21 protein-coding genes and 1 pseudogene are annotated in these 19488 nt (G+C 62.2%); 10 read left to right on the forward strand and 12 right to left on the reverse strand.

Features of this window, described 5'->3' with window-relative positions; translation table 11 throughout:
• The first annotated feature begins 4 nt into the window (after positions 1-4).
• The 5 genes from ABIB73_RS19995 to ABIB73_RS20015 all read left to right on the forward strand — a co-directional run bounded on the left by ABIB73_RS19995 (position 5) and on the right by ABIB73_RS20015 (position 6825).
• On the forward strand, positions 5-976 hold the full coding sequence (locus tag ABIB73_RS19995) for an ABC transporter permease (RefSeq protein ID WP_354226553.1): 972 nt from the start codon (positions 5-7) through the stop codon (positions 974-976).
• A gap of 40 nt (positions 977-1016) precedes the next feature.
• Positions 1017-2033, forward strand: a complete 1017-nt coding sequence (locus ABIB73_RS20000; protein WP_354226555.1) for a sugar ABC transporter substrate-binding protein — start codon at positions 1017-1019, stop codon at positions 2031-2033.
• Positions 2034-2114: 81 nt separating this feature from the next.
• Positions 2115-4238, forward strand: coding sequence for an ABC transporter permease (locus ABIB73_RS20005; RefSeq protein ID WP_354226557.1), 2124 nt, complete (start codon positions 2115-2117; stop codon positions 4236-4238).
• Positions 4235-5332 (forward strand): SMP-30/gluconolactonase/LRE family protein, encoded by a 1098-nt coding sequence (locus tag ABIB73_RS20010; RefSeq protein WP_354226559.1) that lies wholly within the window; start codon positions 4235-4237, stop codon positions 5330-5332. The genes ABIB73_RS20005 and ABIB73_RS20010 overlap by 4 nt, the downstream gene beginning before the upstream one ends.
• Positions 5329-6825, forward strand: a complete 1497-nt coding sequence (locus ABIB73_RS20015) for a sugar ABC transporter ATP-binding protein (protein ID WP_354226561.1) — start codon at positions 5329-5331, stop codon at positions 6823-6825. The genes ABIB73_RS20010 and ABIB73_RS20015 overlap by 4 nt, the downstream gene beginning before the upstream one ends.
• Positions 6826-6835: 10 nt before the next feature.
• Here the strand turns inward: ABIB73_RS20015 and ABIB73_RS20020 are convergent, their stop codons facing one another.
• From ABIB73_RS20020 to ABIB73_RS20030, 3 genes are all read right to left on the reverse strand, one after another.
• A complete protein-coding gene (locus ABIB73_RS20020; RefSeq protein ID WP_354226562.1) occupies positions 6836-7324 on the reverse strand; it encodes a DUF2059 domain-containing protein in 489 nt (162 codons plus the stop codon).
• 41 nt (positions 7325-7365) lie between these two features.
• Positions 7366-8586, reverse strand: a complete 1221-nt coding sequence (locus ABIB73_RS20025) for an OpgC domain-containing protein (RefSeq protein WP_354226564.1) — start codon at positions 8584-8586, stop codon at positions 7366-7368.
• Positions 8587-9102: 516 nt separating this feature from the next.
• The gene (locus tag ABIB73_RS20030) at positions 9103-9525 is read right to left on the reverse strand and encodes a DoxX family protein (RefSeq protein ID WP_354226566.1); all 423 of its coding nucleotides are present in this window, start codon (positions 9523-9525) and stop codon (positions 9103-9105) included.
• Between the two features lie 292 nt (positions 9526-9817).
• Here ABIB73_RS20030 and ABIB73_RS20035 point away from each other — a divergent pair, with 292 nt between their 5' ends.
• Positions 9818-9958, forward strand: coding sequence for a hypothetical protein (locus tag ABIB73_RS20035; protein WP_354226568.1), 141 nt, complete (start codon positions 9818-9820; stop codon positions 9956-9958).
• Between the two features lie 145 nt (positions 9959-10103).
• Entirely contained in the window at positions 10104-11063 is a 960-nt protein-coding gene (locus tag ABIB73_RS20040; protein WP_354226570.1) for a LysR family transcriptional regulator, read from the forward strand.
• A gap of 174 nt (positions 11064-11237) precedes the next feature.
• On the opposite strand, the pseudogene ABIB73_RS20045 reads toward ABIB73_RS20040, so the two are convergent.
• The 5 genes and pseudogenes from ABIB73_RS20045 to ABIB73_RS20065 form a co-directional block, all read right to left on the reverse strand.
• Positions 11238-12255, reverse strand: a pseudogene (locus ABIB73_RS20045) (zinc-dependent alcohol dehydrogenase family protein).
• Positions 12256-12307: 52 nt separating this feature from the next.
• On the reverse strand, positions 12308-12721 hold the full coding sequence (locus tag ABIB73_RS20050) for a (R)-mandelonitrile lyase (protein ID WP_354226572.1): 414 nt from the start codon (positions 12719-12721) through the stop codon (positions 12308-12310).
• A gap of 461 nt (positions 12722-13182) precedes the next feature.
• Positions 13183-14145 (reverse strand): quinone oxidoreductase family protein, encoded by a 963-nt coding sequence (locus tag ABIB73_RS20055; protein ID WP_354226574.1) that lies wholly within the window; start codon positions 14143-14145, stop codon positions 13183-13185.
• 77 nt (positions 14146-14222) lie between these two features.
• The gene (locus ABIB73_RS20060) at positions 14223-15068 is read right to left on the reverse strand and encodes an SDR family oxidoreductase (RefSeq protein WP_354226576.1); all 846 of its coding nucleotides are present in this window, start codon (positions 15066-15068) and stop codon (positions 14223-14225) included.
• Between the two features lie 66 nt (positions 15069-15134).
• Positions 15135-15698 (reverse strand): TetR/AcrR family transcriptional regulator, encoded by a 564-nt coding sequence (locus ABIB73_RS20065; RefSeq protein WP_354226578.1) that lies wholly within the window; start codon positions 15696-15698, stop codon positions 15135-15137.
• 197 nt (positions 15699-15895) lie between these two features.
• Here ABIB73_RS20065 and ABIB73_RS20070 point away from each other — a divergent pair, with 197 nt between their 5' ends.
• The 3 genes from ABIB73_RS20070 to ABIB73_RS20080 all read left to right on the forward strand — a co-directional run bounded on the left by ABIB73_RS20070 (position 15896) and on the right by ABIB73_RS20080 (position 17313).
• Positions 15896-16216, forward strand: coding sequence for a transposase (locus tag ABIB73_RS20070; protein ID WP_354226580.1), 321 nt, complete (start codon positions 15896-15898; stop codon positions 16214-16216).
• Between the two features lie 45 nt (positions 16217-16261).
• Positions 16262-16729, forward strand: coding sequence for an IS3 family transposase (locus ABIB73_RS20075; RefSeq protein WP_354226582.1), 468 nt, complete (start codon positions 16262-16264; stop codon positions 16727-16729).
• A gap of 215 nt (positions 16730-16944) precedes the next feature.
• Positions 16945-17313 (forward strand): hypothetical protein, encoded by a 369-nt coding sequence (locus tag ABIB73_RS20080; RefSeq protein WP_354226584.1) that lies wholly within the window; start codon positions 16945-16947, stop codon positions 17311-17313.
• 308 nt (positions 17314-17621) lie between these two features.
• Here ABIB73_RS20080 and ABIB73_RS20085 read toward each other — a convergent pair whose 3' ends face one another.
• The 4 genes from ABIB73_RS20085 to ABIB73_RS20100 form a co-directional block, all read right to left on the reverse strand.
• Entirely contained in the window at positions 17622-17840 is a 219-nt protein-coding gene (locus tag ABIB73_RS20085; protein WP_354226586.1) for a hypothetical protein, read from the reverse strand.
• A 176-nt stretch (positions 17841-18016) separates the two neighbouring features.
• Complete coding sequence (locus ABIB73_RS20090; RefSeq protein WP_148755051.1) at positions 18017-18310, reverse strand: GYD domain-containing protein; 294 nt, start codon at positions 18308-18310, stop codon at positions 18017-18019.
• Positions 18311-18344: 34 nt separating this feature from the next.
• Positions 18345-18746, reverse strand: coding sequence for a cytochrome C oxidase subunit IV family protein (locus ABIB73_RS20095; RefSeq protein WP_354226588.1), 402 nt, complete (start codon positions 18744-18746; stop codon positions 18345-18347).
• Positions 18747-18755: 9 nt separating this feature from the next.
• Entirely contained in the window at positions 18756-19478 is a 723-nt protein-coding gene (locus ABIB73_RS20100; protein WP_354226590.1) for a heme-copper oxidase subunit III family protein, read from the reverse strand.
• Positions 19479-19488: the final 10 nt, after the last annotated feature.

The following is a 19488-nucleotide window of genomic DNA, read 5'->3' on the forward strand; positions in this document are numbered from 1 at the left end:
GGCGATGAAGCGTTTTCGTTTTAATCAACAAGAGATCGTCTTCGCCGTGTTCGCGCTGCTGTTCCTGGTGTTTTCGATCTTCCTGAGCGGTTTTCTGACGGCGGACAATATGCTGACGCTGCTCCAGAACGTGGCCGTGCTCGGCATCCTCGGCCTTGCCATGGCGATCGTCGTGATAGGCCGCGGCATCGACATCTCGCTGATTGCGGCGCTCGCGGTGCCGCCGGGCCTGGTCTTGCAGATGGTGCAGAACGGTCACTCGCTGCCGGCTGCGCTTCTGACCGCCGTGCTGCTCACGATTGCCTTCGGCCTCGCCAATGGCTGGCTGATCGCCTATGCCGAGGTTCCTTCGCTGTTTGCGACGCTTGCGAGTGGCCTGCTGCTCGCCGGGCTCGGACAGGCCGCATTGTTCCAGCTCGACGTCGTGCAATGGAGCCCGGGTATGGACGGCTTCGAGCGGCTCGGACAGGGCACCATCCTGGGCATTCCGACGTCGATCGTGATGTTCGCGATCGCCTGTGTGGTGGTCGCCTTCCTGCTGCGCCAGACGCGGTGGGGCGCCTATATCTATGCGATCGGCGACAATCCTTATGCCGCACGTGTCACCGGCATCCCTTCCCGCCCTATCATCGTCCTGCAATATGTGATCGCGTCATTGATCGGTTGCTTCGCCGGCCTTGTGATGGCCGCATCCGTCAATTCGATGCCGACCCGTGTCTTCAACTCGACGCTGATCTACGACGTCATTCTGGTCGTCGTGCTGGGCGGCATCGGCCTGTCCGGCGGGCGCGGCGGCGTGTTGAACGTCGTCATCGGCACGCTGCTGATCGGGACCATGCTCAACGGCATGACCATCATGGATATCTCCTACGCCGGGCAAAATCTCATCAAGGGCGTGGTCCTGTTGCTCGCCGTCATCACGGACTCTTTCCTGAATCCGCGCAACGAAGAAACGGCACAGCAGGGCGACATCTGAACGACCGACAAGAACGACAACCATAACCAAGGAGGAAGCAATGAAACATCTCTGCAGCCCGACAAAGGCGATCGTTGCCGCACTGGCTCTTGCGGCAATGACCGCACCGGCTCTCGCCCAGCAGGGCCTGGACGAACCGTTCCAGAAGCCGTTCAAGGAAGCGCTGGCCGGCAAGACGGTGGCCTATGTGCCGGTCGCGATGAACTTCGACCTTACCGAGGGCTGGTATGCGGGCTTGAAGAAGGAGCTCGAGCCGTTCGGCGTCAAGTTCGTGATCCGCGATGCCAACTGGAACACCAATGCGGGCGCGCAGGCCGTCACCTCTCTGATCTCGGAGAAACCGGCAGTGATGGTGGTTCACAATCCGGACGTGCAGACCTACGCCAAATTGCTCCAGCGCGCCGAAAACGAAGGCATTTATGTCATTCAGATCAACATGGGCTCCGCCTATCGCAGCTCGGCGTTTGTCGGCGCCAACTGGGTCGAGATCGGCGAACGTCAGACCGAAGGCGTGGTCAAGGCCTGCGAGGGCAAGTCGAACAAGATCGCGATCATCCAGGGGGCGCTGTCGGCGGCCGCGAGCGCCTATACGCTCAAAGGCGTCGAGAACGTGCTCGCCAAGCATCCCGAGATCAAGGTGGTGTCCAGCCAGGCCGCCGATTGGGATGCCGCCAAGGCCAAGGCGATCACGCAGACAGTGCTGAAGCAAAATCCCGATCTCTGCGGCATCGTCGGCTTCTGGGACGGCATGGATATCGGCACCGCTGCCGCGGTCAAGGAGGCAGGCCTTACCGGCAAGGTGTTCCTGGCGACGTCGGGCGGCGGCGAACGCAAGGGCGCCTGCGAGCTGGTGAAGTCCGGCGCGTTCGACCTGAACATGAGCTACGACGTGCCAACTCAGGCGGCGCAGATGGCGGGTACGATCAAGTGGCTGCTGTCGTCGGGCGTCAAGCCCGGCTCGATCAAGGGCTCGGAATACACCACGCTGATTCCGATCACCAAGGAGAACGCCGACAGCCAGACGGCCTGCTGGAATCTCAGCGACCTGAAGAAATAGTCCGGCGCTGACACTCGGGGTTCCTGGCGGCCGTTCAGTCCCCTGGGACCTCGCTCTCAACTTTTCCCATGCCCCGCTGGAATGCCGATGCGCGATACCCTGACAAGCCTGCGTTACCGCTACTGGCCGGATCATCTGCTCGGCGAAATCCTGTCCAAGCGGTGGACCGAGACGGCCATTCCGGTCATCCTTCTCCTCATCATCGGCATCGCGCTCAGTCGATCCATCGATAACTTCCTGTCGCCGGCGAGCCTCGCCGACACCGCGCGCCAGGCCGGAGAGATCGGCTTCATCGCGCTCGGACTGGCGCTGGTCGTCATCGTCGGCGGCATCGATCTGTCCGTCGGTTCGATCTTCGCGCTGACGGATTTCTGCGCGCTCTACCTTCTCGACGTGTTGGGCTGGCCGGTCCCGGCGGTGGTCGTCGCCACGCTGCTCTGCGGCGCACTGCTCGGCGCCGTCAACGGCATGCTGGTCGGATATCTGCGGCTACGCGCCTTCATCACCACGCTGATCACATTGATCATCTACCGCTCGGCCTACGATCTCCTGATCCAGCGCTACTCCAACGCGATCGCGTCGGCTTTCCCCGACATTCCATCCTGGGATTTCATCGGCGGCGGCAGCGTCTTCGGCATTCCGACCGTGGCGATGGTCTACATCGTGATCGCCATCTTCGGTCATATCTTCCTGACCCGGTTACGGCCGGGCTGGCACATCACCGCGATCGGCGGCTCGCGCCGCTCGGCGTATAATTCCGGCATTCCCGTTCGTCGCACGATTGCGCTCTGCTACGTCGCCAGCGGTGTGCTGACAAGCATCGGTGCGCTGTTCTTCGCATCCCGGCTCGGAACCGTCGGCGGCGATATCGGCGTCGGGCTGGAAGTGATCGTGCTGACAGCGACGGTGCTCGGCGGCATCACGCTCGGCGGCGGTAAGGGCTCGGTCGCCAAATCGGCGGTCGGGGTGCTGATCGTGCTCCTGATCACCAATGGCCTGACGACCATGAACGCGCGCGGCGGCGTCAACCGGATGGCGCTCGCCGGCATCCTGCTTGTCGCAGCAATGGTCGATATCCGCTGGCAGAAGAACCGGACCCGCATCATCAGCAAGGTCTACGTCGCGCCGACCTATCACGCGCTGCCGCCACCGCCGTCGACCGAGATCGGGCACGGCGGCCCGTTCGAGCAGAACGACAAGCTGCGCGATGTCGAGCTGATCGGGCTCGGCCGCATCGAGGCGCCGGAGGACGTCATCCTCGACCGCCACGACAATCTCTATGCCGGCTCGCGCCACGGCGACATCATGCGCTTTCTCGCGCCCGACTATCAGAAGATGGAGGTGTTCGCCCATATCGGCGGCCAGCCGCTCGGCATGGCCTTCGACCGCCAGGACAATCTCTACGTCTGCATCGGCGGCATGGGGCTCTATCGCATCAAGCCGGACGGCACCGTGGAGAAGGCGACCGACGAGACCAACCGGAGCATGCGTTCGGTCAACGACGACAGCCGCCTGCGGCTCGCCGACGACCTCGACATCACCGACGACAGCCTCATCTTTTTTTCCGAGGCGACCGTGCGCTACGAGATGGACGAATGGCCGATCGACGGACTCGAGGCGCGCGGCAACGGCCGCATCATCTCTTACGACATCAAGACCGGCGCCACGCGTACCGAATTGCGCGGCCTCAAATTCCCCAACGGCATCTGCGTCGCCAGCGACGGCCAATCAATCCTGTTCGCCGAGACGTTCGGCTGCTCGATCAAGCGCTATTGGTTCGCGGGACCGAAAAAGGGCGCGGTCGAAGTGGTGATGGACAATTTGCCGGGCTACCCTGATAACATCAACCTCGCCTCCGACGGCAATTACTGGCTGGCGCTGGTCGGCATGCGCAGCCCTTCGCTCGACCTCGCCTGGAAGATGCCGGGCTTCCGCCGCCGTATGGCCAAGCGCGTGCCGGTCGACGAATGGCTATTCCCCAACATCAACACCGGCTGCGTGGTCAAGTTCAACGAGCAGGGCAAGATCCTTGAATCGTTCTGGGACCTGCGCGGCGAAAACCATCCAATGATCACCTCGATGCGCGAGCACCGAGGCTATCTCTATCTCGGCGGCATCGCCAACAACCGGATCGGCCGCTACAAGCTCGACAACGCCGACCCGAACTTCGTCCAGTATGACAAACGGTGGGGGAAGCTGTCGTGATCGCGGCCGTCAGGGAATTCGCCAATCGCTTTCTTGGGCGCGGCGAAGCCACCATCACTGTGCCGTCCTTCGACGGCGCGCTGAAAGCCAACCAGAAACTGGAATCCGCCGAGACCCTGCTGACGTGCGAGGCGCCGGAAGACATCGCCACCGACGGCCGCAACCTCTTCATCGCCGACGGACAGCGACTGATGAGCCTGAATGGCGGCGCAGCATCGGAGGTTCGCACCTTCGAGCGGCCGATCTCCGCGCTCTGTGCCCTGCCCGGCGGCGGCCTTGCCGTCGCGCTCGGGGGACGCGAGGTGCATCTCTATGCAAGTCCCTCGGACGAACGGCCAAGCGCGACGTTCGCCGATGCCGCCTTCAACGCGATCAACGCGCTCGCATTGGCGGACGACAACGCCCTGATCGCAACGGACGGATCGACCACGTGCGGCGTCGATGACTGGGCACGCGACCTGATGGAGCTGAACCGGACCGGCCGCGTGTTCCGGCTGGATCCCGGCGACAAGACCGTGACGCGATCGGCCCAGGGGCTCGGTTACGCCTTCGGCGCCTGCGCACATGGCAACGGCATGCTGGTCAGCGAGAGCTGGCGCCACCGCCTCGTTCTCGTTTCACCGGGCGCATCGCCACGGGTCGTGCTCGGTCACCTCCCAGTCTATCCGTCGCGGCTGTCGAAAGCCTCAGGCGGCGGGTACTGGCTCACCGCCTTCACCGCCCGCACCCAACTCGTCGAGTTCGTGTTGCGTGAGCCGGCCTACCGGCGCCGCATGATGGCCGAGATCGATCCGGAGTACTGGGTTGCGCCCCGCCTGCGCTCGGGCATCTCGTTCAAGGAGCCGATGCAAGGCGCGCACATCAAGACCATGGGTGTCATCAAACCGTGGGCGCCGCCGCGCTCCTATGGCCTCGTCATTCGCCTTGATGCGGACGGCCAGCCGCTCTATTCGCTGCACAGCCGGGTCGACGGTGCCAATCACGGCATTGTCGCCGCGATCGAGATCGGCGACGACCTCGTCCTGATCGCCAAGGGGCCCGGCCGTGTCCTGAGACTGCCCCTGACCGGACTTGCCGGGGAGTTTTGCTCATGAGCGAAATCGTGCTCTCGCTGCGCAAGGCCACCAAGCTCTACGCCGGCGTACCCGCCATCGAGGCGGTCGACTTCGATCTCCGCCGCGGCGAGATTCACGCGCTGGTCGGCGAGAATGGCGCGGGCAAGTCCACCCTCACCAAAGTGATGGCGGGCGTGGTGACACTGACCTCGGGCGCCATGACGATCGACGGTGTGGACGTCGCGCCGAAGACACCGCTGGAGGCGCGCAATCTCGGCATTGCCATGGTGTTCCAGGAGAACAGCCTGGTGCCGACCATGACAGTGGCGCAGAACCTGTTTCTCGGGCAGGAGAAGTTCTATAACCGCCTGCGCGGCATCTACATCGCCGCGCAGCAGTTCCTGCAATCGCTCAATTTCGACGTCACGCCGACCGCGACCGTGAGCGGCCTTGGAGCTGCCAAGAAGCAGATGGTGGAGATCGCGCGCGCGGTTCTGCACCGTGCCAAAGTCATCATCTTCGACGAGCCGACGGCGTCGCTGACGCCGGAGGAGAAAAAATACTTCTTCGACCTCGTCCGCGACCTCAAGAAGCGCGGCGTCTCGATCGTCTTCATTTCGCATGCCCTGGAAGAAGCCCTACTGCTGGCCGATCGCATCACGGTGCTGCGCGACGGCAAGCATGTCGTGACTGATGATGCCGCCAAATTCGACCGCGCCGCGATCATACAGGCTATGGTCGGGCGCAACCTCTCCAACACGCTCTACGGCGCGCGAAAGAGCAGCGTGCGTCCGGTCGGCGCGCGCGTGCTCACGGTTCAGAACCTGAAGATGGCGCCGATGGTGAAGAACAATTCGCTGTCGGTGTTCGCGGGGCAGATCACCGGCGTGTTCGGCCTCGTCGGAGCGGGCCGCACCGAAACCTTCAAGATCGTCGCCGGCGTCCTCAAGCGCGACTTCTTCCATGGCGGCGAGATCCTGCTGCACGACAAGCCAGTGCGCTACCGGGTGCCCGCGCCGGCGGTCAAGGCCGGCATCGCCTATGTCACAGAGGACCGCAAGGTCGAAGGTTTCTTCGAAACATCCTCGATCGCACGCAACATCTATCTTGGCCTGCTGTCGAAGTTTCCCAAGGGCCGCATGATGCTGTCGCGGCGGGAAACCAATGCGGTCGGCAAGACCTGGATCGAGCGGCTCAAGGTTCGCGCCATCGGTGACAATGGCAAGGTGGTCGAGCTCTCCGGCGGCAACCAGCAGAAGGTCGTGATCGCCAAGTCGCTGGTGCAGGAGCCCGACCTGATCATCTTCGACGAGCCAACCCGCGGCGTCGACGTCGGCGCCATCGTCGAGATCCACGAGCTGATCAATCGGCTCGCCGACGAGGGCAAGGCGGTCGTGGTCATCTCATCCTACCTGCCCGAGATCATGGCGCTCTCCGACCGCATCCTGGTCTCGCGCCAGGGCAAGGTCGTGGAGGAATTCTCCGCGCTGGAGGCGACGGAGGAGAAGATCATGTACGCGGCCATTCACTAGAGGCTGCCGTCTAGGGCTTTTGCCCCTTCTGGCGCAGCGCCTCGGTGAGGCGCTGTTTCAGTTCGTCGGCGGCCTTCTGGCTCACGTTCTGGCCGATCTGCGCGCTCGCTTGCGCCAGCGCATCCGACTTCTCCAGAAACTTTCTGCCCGCAGGCTGAGTATAGAAGGCCTCGATCTGGTGCAGCTCATCTATAGTGAAGTTTGAAGCGTAGACCGCGGCGATCTGGTCGATCATCGAGGTCACGAACGGGGCGTAAATTTCGGCGCCCGGCGCTGTCATCGCGTCATAATCGCGCTCGATCTCCGGCCTGTCCTGCGCGACCACGGGTCTCAGCTTGAGCAGGAGCTGCGGGAGAGCCGCGCGATACTGATCCGCAATCTTCAGCGTGGTGACGAGTTTTCGCGCAGCATCCATCGCCTCGGGCGACGGCGCTTGCGCCGACGCGTTGCAAAGGACGAGCAGAAGGGCGCCGGCAATCGTCAACAAGAGTCTCGACATGGATATCTCCTGAAAGAACGTCCGCACGACGCAATGGGTACTTAGCGGCTAACGGGAGCTGCGGCGATGACCGTTACCGGCGCGCCTTCGGCGGCGGACTCCGGCTCATCGTCAACGTCCGTCACCTTGACGAAGAGGCTGGGCACCCGCTTGGCGCGGTCGAGCAGCCACGCCGCCCCGAACATGATGACGAAGCCGGCGAACGAGACGGCGAGTTGCTCCCAGACACCCCTGGTGTATTGCATCAGGATCCAGTGCGCCGAGAACGACAGGAACACGCTGAGGCAAAAGATCGGCAGCGAGTGCTGGCCGCACAGGATGACCGGGTGCAGCCATTTCAAATGCAGCGCTTTCCAGTGGCGCGGGACGAAATAGGTCACCCAGATCGCCAGCGCCAGGAAGTGCGTGAAGCGCAGCATGTCAAGGTCGGTCTTGTCGATCGGGTAGATCGCCTTGATCATCCATTTCGGGATAAGCGCCTCGAGTGCATGAACATGCCAGGTCATCACGATCAGGAGGGCGAAGGCAATCCATGCCGCCGCCAGGCCCATCACCGGCTTCGACCAAACCCATTTGGCGATCTTCTCGATCTGGCCGATGCCGCACCAGGCGGCGAATACGAACATGAGCTGCCAGCAGAACGGATTGAAATACCAGGTCGTGCCGGGCGGATAGGACGCGATGTTCCAGTCGAACCAGCGCGACAGGACATAGAGCACCGCAGAGCACAGCAGCGTCAGGTTCGGGCGGCGTACCAGGCACCACACGATGAAGGGCGCAGCGAGCACCAGCGTGATGTAGAGCGGCAGCACGTCGAGATTGACCGGCTTGTAGCGCAGCGAGAGCGCCTGCCCGATCAGGATGTCCGGATGGTCGAGAAAATTGTGAACGTTGAACTCGTCCTCATACATCGGATTGTCGAATCGCCTGACCGTGCGGGCGATCTGCGCCGTGAACAGCAGGAACAGCATGATGTGGGCGACGTACATCTCGGCTGCGCGCCGCCACAGCCGCTTCAGCGCGGCGAGGAACCAGCCGCCGGCGACGATCGGCCCGTAGATCCAGCCGACAAGATAGCCGGAGATGAAGACGAAGAACTCGGCCGCATCGCTGAAGCCGTAGTTGCGCAGCGTCAGCCAGGCCACGACGTCGTGCGGGATATGATCGAGGAAGATCATCCACAGGCCGACGCCGCGGAAAAGATCAAGCCGCAAATCGCGCTCGACAGGAGCCAAGAGAGCTTGCTGGTCTCGTGTGATCATGGCCCCCGCCTCTTTCGGTGGGCGTCGCGCCGTCGCGGCACCGGCAAAATCGGATGCTAAAAAATATCGGTCGAAAGGTCACCTAACCCTGCGGCTAGCGCGCCAACGGTAGCCGACCTTGGCGCCCGCGCAAGGGACTTTGTCATCACAATGGTTGGTCACCCCCGGCCCCCCCTTCCTGCGCTGCACAAGCGGCGGCGGGCAGCCCATGATCTCGGCCGCCCCCTCCAACAAAAAATGTCGAAAACAACCCCATGCACAGTAGCCGTCAAGTCTAGACCGACCTGGGGAGCCCGTTTGACACGTCGGGCAAAACACCGGCACGATGGTACGATCACACGCCAAGCCGTCAGAGGGGGCGAGGTCAGGACAGCCGATCGCCCCGGACGGTCTGGTGTTCGGCGCGGACGGCAAGCCGATTACGGCGCTCTGAGGCTGAGCGGAGCTCGGCGCAAAATGGCCCGCGCAGGGCGGGCCATTTGTTTACCAAACCGGTCAATTCCGAACCTGGTTGGCCTAGCCGGTGACCGTGGCCTCCCCGTAAGGCGCCACGTGCTTCGTACGGTTGTCGATGCTGAGAGCGCCGGCGCCGAAGGCCGCGATCTGGAGCAGTCCGCCCGCCATCATCACGTTCTTCAGGAAATGAATCATCTGGTTCTGGTCGGCGAAGTTGCTGTGAAACGAAATAGCGGTCGCGATTGAGAACACCGCGAGCACAAGCGCGACAGTGCGGGCCTGGTAGCCTGCGATCAGCAGCAGACCGCCGCCCAGTTCGACGGCGACGGCCACCGCAAAAGCAAGCGGCGGGAAGGGCAGCCCGACCGTACTGATGAGGCCTGTGGTCGCGGCATAAGCGCCCAGCTTGCTCAGGCCGCTCATGGCAAACGGGAGGCCGATCAGAACACGGCCGGCGAAGGGGAGATAACGGTTGACACTCATGATCGCGATCCTTGCTCGAGTTGATTGAATGCGGCGTAGCCAGATCTTGGTTTCGTGGAATCTGGCCTTACCGGTCGCGAACCATGCCGGCGTTCGCTTCCCCCCTGTTATCGGTCCGAACCGGCCTGGCGATTAGTCGGTCAATTTCGGACGGATCGTTCCATTCGGTGAACGATCGCCGGCAGCGACCCGGCGCAACGTCGTTCAGCCAATGGAACGCTCCGTCCGACACATGGCGGCTAATGCGGCGGATCAATCGTCGCTATAACCGGCTCATTGAAGGAGACGGATCATGTTCGACATGCTGAAAATCAAGCTGATCGAGACGCTGCGGAGCTTCCAGCACGCTTGTTTCACGCCGGTGATGCGGGACGACGACGGAGACGACGGTGACATCGCCACGCCGAAGACCTGCGCGGACGATGACGTCTGAAGCCCGACTTGAGATGATCTACGCCGCATGCGTCATCGCAATAACTCGATCTCTCAGGTCACGAGCCCTGCCTGCCACATCCCGGTCTCTCGCCTCGCGCGGGGCGCGCGTCGCGACGATTGGGCGTTGAAATCCGGGAGAAATTATGATGCGGATGAATGCCCTGATCCCGCCCGACGCGGGAGGAATCGATCCGGCGGCGCCTTTCATGCGGGACTTCAACGATCTCTACTTCTTTGCAGCGGTGGTCAAGCACGAAGGGTTTTCGGCGGCGGCCCGCGCGCTCGGCTTGCCGAAGTCCAGGATCAGCCGCCATGTCGCGCTGCTGGAGGAGCAGTTGGGCGTTCGCCTGATCGAGCGCTCGACGCGCCGCTTGAGCATCACGGCGGTGGGGCGGGACGTTTACCGGTACGCGCAGACGGTGGTCGACGCCGCAGAGGCCGTCGATGAAGTCGCCCTGCGGATGAAATCCGAGCCTCAGGGCCTCATACGCATCGGCTGCCCCGTCGGGGTCCAACGGGCGCTTGCTCCGCGATTGCCCGAGCTTTTCGCGAAGTATCCTCGCCTCAGGGCTCAATTCCTCGTCACCAACCGGCCAATCAACCTGATCGAGGAGCAGGTGGACATTGCGATTCGCATCCGGGAAAATCTTGATTCCGACGGCGAGATGCAAATGCGCAAGATCGGGATCAGCCGGAGGATCCTGGTCGCGAGCGCCGACCTCCTGAAGGAGCATGGAACGCCCAAGGCGGCGGGCGATCTTGCGCGGCTGCCGATCCTCGATGCGACCGAAACGCCGGGGCCGCGGACATGGGAGCTTTCAGGCCCGCGCGGCCAAAAAGCCTCGGTCACGGTCGAGCCAAAAGTCTCGGCCGGAGACTTCACCATTCTCATTCAAGCAGCCCAGGCCGGGATCGGCGTAGCCCTCCTGCCCGAACTTGAATGCCAAGGTGCCCTGCATGATGGAAAGCTGGTGCGTGTTCTGCCGGATTGGAGCGCCAAGGACGGCATCATCCATCTGGTGTTTCCGTCCCGGCGCGGCATGTTGCCCGGCGTTCGGGCCATGATCGATTTTCTGGCCACCGCGCTGAAGGCGCAGGTCTAGCGCGACGTCATACGGCTTTGCGGCTCTGTCGGCGCGACATCAACTGAGGAAGCTATCGACCCGATACAAAAGCGGCGGAAGCTTCATCGTCTCTGGTCGGGGCGGACGGCAAGCGGGACGAAGGTCTGAGATGCGCAGGTCGCGCGAAACAGCACGCGAATCATCTCTTCTCCATTACAGGCGTAGCAGGACCTTGATGGCGCGACGCTCGTCCATCGCCTGATATCCTTTGGCGACATCGGCAAGCGGCAGCTCGAGGTCAAACACCTTGCCGGGATTGATCTTGCGTTCCAGCACCAGATCCATCAGGTGCGGCAGGAAGCGACGCACCGGGGGCAGGACCGCCCATCAAACCCTTTTGCGCGAAGAAGAGCTGTTGTCCGTCGAACTCGACACCGTGGGGAACGCCGACATAACCGATCATCGAACCTGGCCGCGCGCACGCGAGCGCCTGTGCCATCGATTCCCTGGTGCCGACGCATTCCAGAACCGAGTCCGCGCCGACGCGTTTGGTCATGTCCTTGATCCCTGCGATACCCTCTTCGCCCCGCTCCGCGACGATGTCTGTCGCGCCGTATTCGAGCGCCAGTTCCTGCCGCTTCTTGTGGCGGCTCATCGCGATGATGCGGCCTGCGCCCATCTGCCTGGCGGAAAGGACGCCCATGAGGCCCACGGCGCCGTCGCCAACGACAACCACCGTCGATCCCGGCTGCACGCGGGCGGCGTCGGCGGCATACCAGCCGGTGCCAAGCACATCCGACGTCGCCAGCAGGCTCGGGATCAGATCGCCCGGCGGCACTTCGGCCGCGGCAACCAGTGTGCCATCTGCCAAGGGGACGCGCGCCAGAGGCGCCTGCGCCCCCGTCATGAACTCACGCTGTTCGCAGGAGGATTGGAAGCCGAACTGGCAATGCGGGCACGTGTTGTCGGACAGGCAGAATGAGCCGACGACGAACTGTCCCGGACGCACGTTTCTGACGGCGCCACCGACTTCCTCGACAATGCCGCAATATTCGTGGCCCATGGCCGTGGGCTCGGTCGTTTCATTCAGGCCGCGGTAGGGCCAAAGATCGGAGCCGCAGATGCACGTGGCGGCCAGACGGATGATGGCGTCCGTGGGCTTGAGGATTTTCGGCTCCGGCACCTCTTCGCAACGGATGTCACGGGGGCCGTGCAAGATAGTTCCCAGCATGTTTCGGGCCTTTGATTGTTGCTGTTGCGGTCTCTCTGGTTCGACGTCGCGATCACCGTCTTGTCGGTGTGCCGGCCGAATACTGCGCGTCCGTCACCTTCTCCAGCCAGTCGACCGGGCTGCCGTTCAGCTTTTCAGCGATGGCGATATGCGTCATCGCCGTACCGGGACTGGCGCCGTGCCAGTGCTTCTCTCCCGGCGCGAACCAGACGATGTCTCCCGGCCTGATTTCTTCAATCGGGCCGCCTTGGCGCTGCGTCCAGCCGAGCCCTGACGTCACGATCAGCGTTTGACCGAGTGGGTGGGTGTGCCAGGCCGTACGTGCGCCCGGTTCAAACGTGACGGTCGCGCCACCGACGCGCGCGGGATCTTCGCCGGCGAACGGCGCATCGATCCGCACGGTCCCGGTAAAGTATTCGGCAGGGCCCTTTGCCGAAGCCTGCGACCCGCTCCGTGTGATGTGCATGATGGATCTCCGTTGTTGCCGCGTCGAATAGGACGCGGACGATCCTGCGATTAGGCGCGGAAACCGGCATGCACCTATTAGATTTGTTCATAACTGGCCCAGATCGACGGGCCCGATCTGCGCGATTGTTGGGGCGGATGACGGTGAGCGTGCACGTAATCGTGTGCTGGCAGAGGTCCCAATTGCTGAGGTGTCTCAACCGGATCGCCAAAATAAAAAATGGCCCGCGCGAAGCGGGCCATTTTCGTATCGGAACCGGTAAGGTCCGAACTTGGTTGCGGGGAGGCGCAGCCACCGATACCGACATTCGCTGATGGTGGCCATTTGAACTATTTCGATCCACCCTAGTCGGTTGACTTTACATAGCAATTCCTTGACCAAGGTCGCTGCTGGAACGGGATGGCCGAGAGAGCGTCTCTCCATCGACAGTCGTTGGGACTGCCGATGGAGCAGGATGCTGGTTAGGGAATCAGTAGCACCCGGCCCACCGCCTGCCGGCTTTCGATATAGGCATGGGCCGCGGCGGCTTCGGATAGGGGGAAGCTGCGGTCGGTCACCACCTGAAGCTCGCCACGGGCCGCCTCATTGATCAGGCGCTGAACGTTGTCATGAAACCGGTCGGTCATGATGTCAGCTCCGAACAAGACACCGTTTAGCGAGCGGTTGCCGCCCATCAGGGTCGAGACGTCCACCACCTGCCGCTCGCGCCCGGCCTGACCTACGATTGACACCCGGCCGCGAAAACCCAGGGAATTGATCGAGGCCTGCAGGGTCGAGCCACCGACTGAATCCACCACGAGGTCGACGCCCTTGTTGTCGGTGAGCCGCATCACCGCCTTGGCCAGGTCCTCGGTCTTGTAGTTGATCCCTTCGTCGAGTCCGAGCGGCTTTAGACGCTCCAACCGTTCATTCGAGGAGGCGGTAGCCAGCACCCGCGCCCCGGCCCGCTTGGCGAGTTGGATCGCCGCCGTGCCGACGCCGCTGGCGCCCGCCTGCACCAGCACGGTCTCGCCCGCTTTAAGGTGCCCGGCGAGGAACAGGCAGTCATCGGCGGTGCCGAACGCGACCGGAATCATGGATGCCTTACCGATGTCGAAGCCGTCGGGTACTGGCCACACCGTGCGGGCATGAACAGAACGCAGCTCCGCGTGAGACCCGAAGGCGTTCATCGTCGCCACCCGTTGGCCAACCTTGAGGTGACGGACCTCAGAGCCCACCTCCACAATTTCACCCGCCGCCTGATAGCCGACGATGTGGGGCTTGGTGATGAGTGCGCCGCCGAACCGGTTCAGGACATCTCCACCTTCGATAGCGATGGCCTCCACCCGGATGATCACGGCGCCGGGATTGCAGGTCGGATCGGGCGCATCCTCGTATTTCAGAACCTCTGGCCCGCCATTTTCGTAATAGACCGCCGCCTTCATAGCCGCTCTCCGTGATGTTTCGCGCTGTTTTCGTCATGGAAGCCCCCCCAGTTTCCTGGGGGAATGAGGTCACAGGCTCAGGTCCGGGCGGCCCAATCCGCCAAGCCCGCACGGGAGAGCAAGGCGTCCCTGAAGGCCTCGAACTCCATGCTTTTGTAGGCCGGAATAAAAGCGCGCGCGTCGGCCCCAGCCACGTAGCGGAACTTCGGCGTGGTCGTCGTTACCGCCTCGAACACGAGGTCGGCAACCTCTTGGGGATCAGCTTTGCTCCCGTCCATCGACGGTCGCATAGCACTGCGATAACGCTGAGCGTTGGCCCAATGAGGCGAGCCCTCTGTGAAATTGGGGTCCGTCACGACATTGCTGTGGAAGTTTGTCGGGAAGACGCCGGGCTCCACGACCGCAACGCGGATGCCGAATGGCGCCAACTCGTACCAGAGGGCCTCGGACAGCGACTCCACCGCGTGCTTGCTGGCGGAGTAGGCCGCCGTATAGGGAATGGTCAGCCAACCCACGATCGAGGAGAGGTTGACGATTGCGCCCTGCTTGCGATCGCGCATCTCCGGTGCGACCGCGCGGATCATACGGACGACCCCGAGGACGTTAGTGTCGAACTGCCGGGTCAACGCCTCGTCGGAGAGGGAGTCTACCGGACAGGCGAGTTCGTAACCTGCATTATTGATCAGAATATCGATCGGGCCCGCCGTCCGCGCCTTGACGATCGCTCCATCGATCATGGCCTGATCGGTGACGTCCAGATGAACAGGGCGAATGTTCGGGAGCTTAAGCGCCAAGGCTTCCAGATCGCGCGCACGATCCTTCGACCGAAAGCCGGCATGAACGATGTGGCCCGCTTCGGCGAACTTGCGGGCGGTCAAGAGTCCGAAACCGCTGTTGGCGCCGGTGATTAGAATGTTCGACATAGCTCAATCCTTCCTCGATCAGATGACGAGGAAGATTTGACACTTTGTACTTAAACTGTCAAGTCGTCAGTCAATCAACCAGCCGACCAGTCGGTGGATTCGCGCTTTGAACTTTGCCTTTGGGACATAAACCTCGCCGGATCGCATCAGACCCTTGGCGGCCGCGATGAGCGTGTCCGCGACGGCGTCCACATCCTCTGCTCGCCCATGGCGCATAAGGGCCTTCACGACGAGCGCATGAAACGCCTTGTCAGCGGCGCGGGTCGCCGGCCCTGTGACGCGGTGACCAGCGTCCACCAGTTCCACGCCATGGGGACTTTCGGCGAATAGGACGAGAGTCCGACCGAACTTCGCTTCAAAAAGACCTGTTAAGGCTGCGTCCAAGGTCTGACTTTTTTCCAGCACCTCAGCGGCCGCTTGCAGACTTCTGGCGTTGAGTTCATCGACAACAGCCTGAAGAACCTCGTCTTTGCCTGGGAAGTAGTAATAGAGCGCCGTACGCGAAACGCCCGCTGCGACAGCAATGTCGGCCATGCTCGCGCGTTCGAAGCCATAGCGCAGGAATGCCTTGCCCGCCCCCTCTAAGATGAGGCGTCGACGGTCAAGGGCAGCGTCATTTTCGTCGCGCAAGGTCTCCACCACACAGTTTAAGTCAGCAATCGTAAGGGCTGGAAGAACTTTGAGACAAACGCAGACCCCGTACAAATGCCGTAAAGTTCGGTCTGCCTCGCCTACCTCCTGCGTGACGGGGCGAGAAGTGTCAATCCTTGAACCTCCTCCGAATTGATGGACACCTGTAGTAGGCTCGAGGAGCCAGGAGGTGTTGGATGGAAGGACGTCAACGTCGGTCGTTTACGGACGACTACAAGCGGCAAGCGGTCGACCTGGTGGCTTCGAGCGGTCGCTCGATCGGGTCGGTGGCCAAGGAACTTGGCCTGCGCGGTTCCGTGCTGCGGCGCTGGCTGGAACTACGCGGGGCTGGGCGGGAGCCGACGGCGGCGGAGCGGCACCCCACAACGCAGGCGACGCTGCCGTCAGCGGACCACGCGGTAGAGATCGCTCGTTTGCAGCGAGAGAACGAACGGCCGCGTATGGAGCGCGACATTTTAAAAAAGTCGATCGCGATCTTTGCTGGAGCGCGGACATGAGATTCCGTTTCATCGAAGATCGCCGCGCCGACGATCCTGTGCGACGTGCTCGGGGTCTCGCCGGCCGGCTATTATGCCTGGCGCTCGCGCCCGGAAAGCCGGCGATCTGCCGCCAGTCGTGACCTCGTCGATGACATCAAGCGGGTCCACCGCGACACCAGCGGGCGTTATGGCAGCCCGCGTATCCATGCCGAGCTGAAGGCGCAAGGGCGCGGGGCGAGCCGCGGTCGTATTGAGCGTTTGATGCGCTATCACGGTATCAGGGCCATCATGGCGCGGCCACGCTGGGTGCGGACCACCGACAGCCGCCACGACCTCCCGATCGCTCCGAACCTGCTCGGTCGAAACTTCTTTACCGCGGCGCCGAACCGGATCTGGCTCGCCGACATCACCTATGTCGAGACCGATCAGGGCTGGCTCTATCTGGCCACCGTCTTGGACCTCTACAGCCGCAGGATCGTGGTTGGGCGATGGCCGATCATTTGCGCACCGACCTGGCGTTGGCAGCATTGAAGATGGCCATCTCGGCGCAGCGGCCTGGCCCCGGCCGAAGGCGCTGTTTTCCGGGTTGATCCATTGCGGCGTTTGCGGTGGCCCCTGCGCGCTGCGCGGTCAGGACCGCTATGCCTTGTTCGGCCCGTGTTACTAACGGCTCCTGCGCCAACACCCGCACAATCCCACGGGTTGACCTCGAGCAGCGTGTACTTACCGGGCTTAAGGACCGGATGATGGCACCGGAGATGGCCGCAGAGGCAATGCGCGCTTACGCCGAGGAAACGAACCGGCTCAACCGCGAGCGCCGCGCCAGCGGCGAGGGTCATCGCTCGGAGTTGGCGAAGATCCACCGCACCTTGAAGCAAATGCTGAGTGCGATTGAAGAAGGCGGACACACCCGCGGCATGACCGAGCGTATGCGTGAATTGGAGGCCCGCGAGGACGTGCTGAAGGAACTTCTCGCGCAGGAACCAGCGGATATTCCGGTCATACATCCGAACATGTCGGGTATCTATCGGAAGAAGGTCGAGCGGCTGACGGAAGCGCTGAACACCCCCGAGGATCGCAATGAGGCGGCGGAAGCGATCCGGGCACTGGGTTGAGAAGATTACGCTGCGCCCCGGTCCGAACCGCGGCGAAATCGACGCCACCTTACACGGCGAATTGGGCACAATCCTCGGATGGATCGCAGCGCAAGCCGTTGGAAAGACTCGGAAACGCGAAACTCTCGCAGCTTTCGCCACGGGAGTGTCGGTATCGGTGGTTGCGGGGAGACGCAACCACCGATACCGACATTCGCTCTTGGTTCAGATCTAGCCGGGTTACGCGCCACCAACCGATCGAAAAAGCTCGGCTCCTGGCTTGATCCACCATGGGCCCGACGAAGATTTCCGGCTTGTCTTTTAAGCCGCTATCCCGGTTCCGCCGACCTCTCTCGTCGAACAATGTCTTCGGCGAACGCATGTGACGGATGACGCGCGTCGCCACGCCGGTTTTGCGGGCGTACGTACATGATGACGGCTTCCGGAAACTCTGCCTTCACTTTCAGCGCGGCCGCGAGCGCGTCCTGTGCGTCCAGGACGACGTGATCGGATTTTCCATTCAGCTTGAGCCCAACGGTAAATTGCATCCACAAACCTCCGCGCCTTACGCCGTTACGGCATCCTTGCGAACTTCTTCCGGCCGGCACAGTCCCAACCCGACTGGAGCTTTTTCCGTTCCGATAGAATCGGAACGAAAGCTCCAGATTTTTTGTTTGACGCGTTTTCTTCACGCGAACCGGTATCCACTTCGCTGGAAAACGCTCTAGCCCAGCGAGTTGATGATTTCCCGATAAGCGGCTTCGGGAAACGCCTTCAGCGTGCGGGTCCGGACGTTTCCCTGCATCCCCAGTTGCAGGCTGAAACGCGCCGCGACAGCGTCGTCCGGAGCTTCCAGGATCACGACCATGTCATAGTCACCCATGGTCAGATAGAAGGATTTGATCTCGCCGCTCATGTCCTTGAGAGCTTTCTTCGCAGCGTCCAGACGGCGTGGCGAGTCCTTCGCCTTCAGGATGCCTTGCTCGGTCCAATTTGCAAGCATGACGTAGGTTGTCATAGCCGTCCTCCTCCTGGCACGAAAGCAATGGTAGCTACGCCGTCGGCGCGAAGAACATGACCCGGAGCAGATGCGTGTAGTCGGATTCGAACACCATGATCGCCACGAAGACCAACACCAGCACCGGCGGCAGCAGGATCGCATAGGCCAAAGCCAGCCGCTCCCACGCCATGTGCATGAAGACCGCGACGATCAGGCCAGCCTTCAACACCATGAACAGCAGGATCAGCGACCACCGGAGATGGCCATGGAGGCCAAAATAGTCGACGAGATAGGAGCAGGTGCTGAGAACGAACAACCATCCCCAGACCACGAGATAAAGCTTGATCGGATGCTGCTGGCCCTTTGTGTGCGTGGTTCCTGATGCGGCTGCGTCATACACGTGAGCTTGCGGCGAGTGTTGCTGCGCTTCCAGATGTACTGCGACGTTTGTCATGCTGCGACCTCACCAGAGATAAAAAAGCGCAAAGATGAACACCCACACGAGATCGACGAAGTGCCAGTACAGGCCGGTGATCTCGACGATCTCGTAATGCCCTTTCCGGCTCGTGAAAAAGCCGCGCCTTTCGACATCGAAGTCTCCCCGCCAAACCTTTCGCGCAATGGCGATCAGGAAGATCACGCCGATTGTCACGTGAGTGCCGTGGAAGCCCGTGATCATGAAAAAGCTTGATCCAAACTGCTCCGCACCCCACGGATTGCCCCAGGGCCGGACGCCCTCCCTGATCAGCTTGGTCCATTCGAAGGCCTGCATTCCGACGAAGGTTGCGCCGAATGCCGCTGTGGCCAGCATCAAGGCTGCCGTTTTCACGCGGTCGCGGCGATAACCGAAATTGACGGCCATCGCCATCGTCCCGCTGCTGCTGATCAGGATGAAGGTCATGATGGCGATCAGGATGAGCGGAATTTTCTTATCCCCGATCGTGAGGGCGAAGACTTCGCTGGGGTTGGGCCACGGCACGGTCGTGGTCATTCGCGTCGTCATGTACGACAGCAGGAAGCAGCTGAAGATGAAAGTGTCGCTGAGGAGGAAGATCCACATCATGGCCTTCCCCCAGGAAACGTTCTTGAAAGCGCGCTGGTCCGAGGACCAATCGGCGGCGATGCCTCGCAAGCCGGCGGGCCGCGCCGGCGGCTCCACGTTGTTTATCAGCGCCGTTTCTGCCATCTGGTCCTTG

Source organism: Bradyrhizobium sp. F1.4.3 (assembly GCF_040548375.1).
In the GTDB taxonomy this organism is placed as follows: domain Bacteria; phylum Pseudomonadota; class Alphaproteobacteria; order Rhizobiales; family Xanthobacteraceae; genus Bradyrhizobium.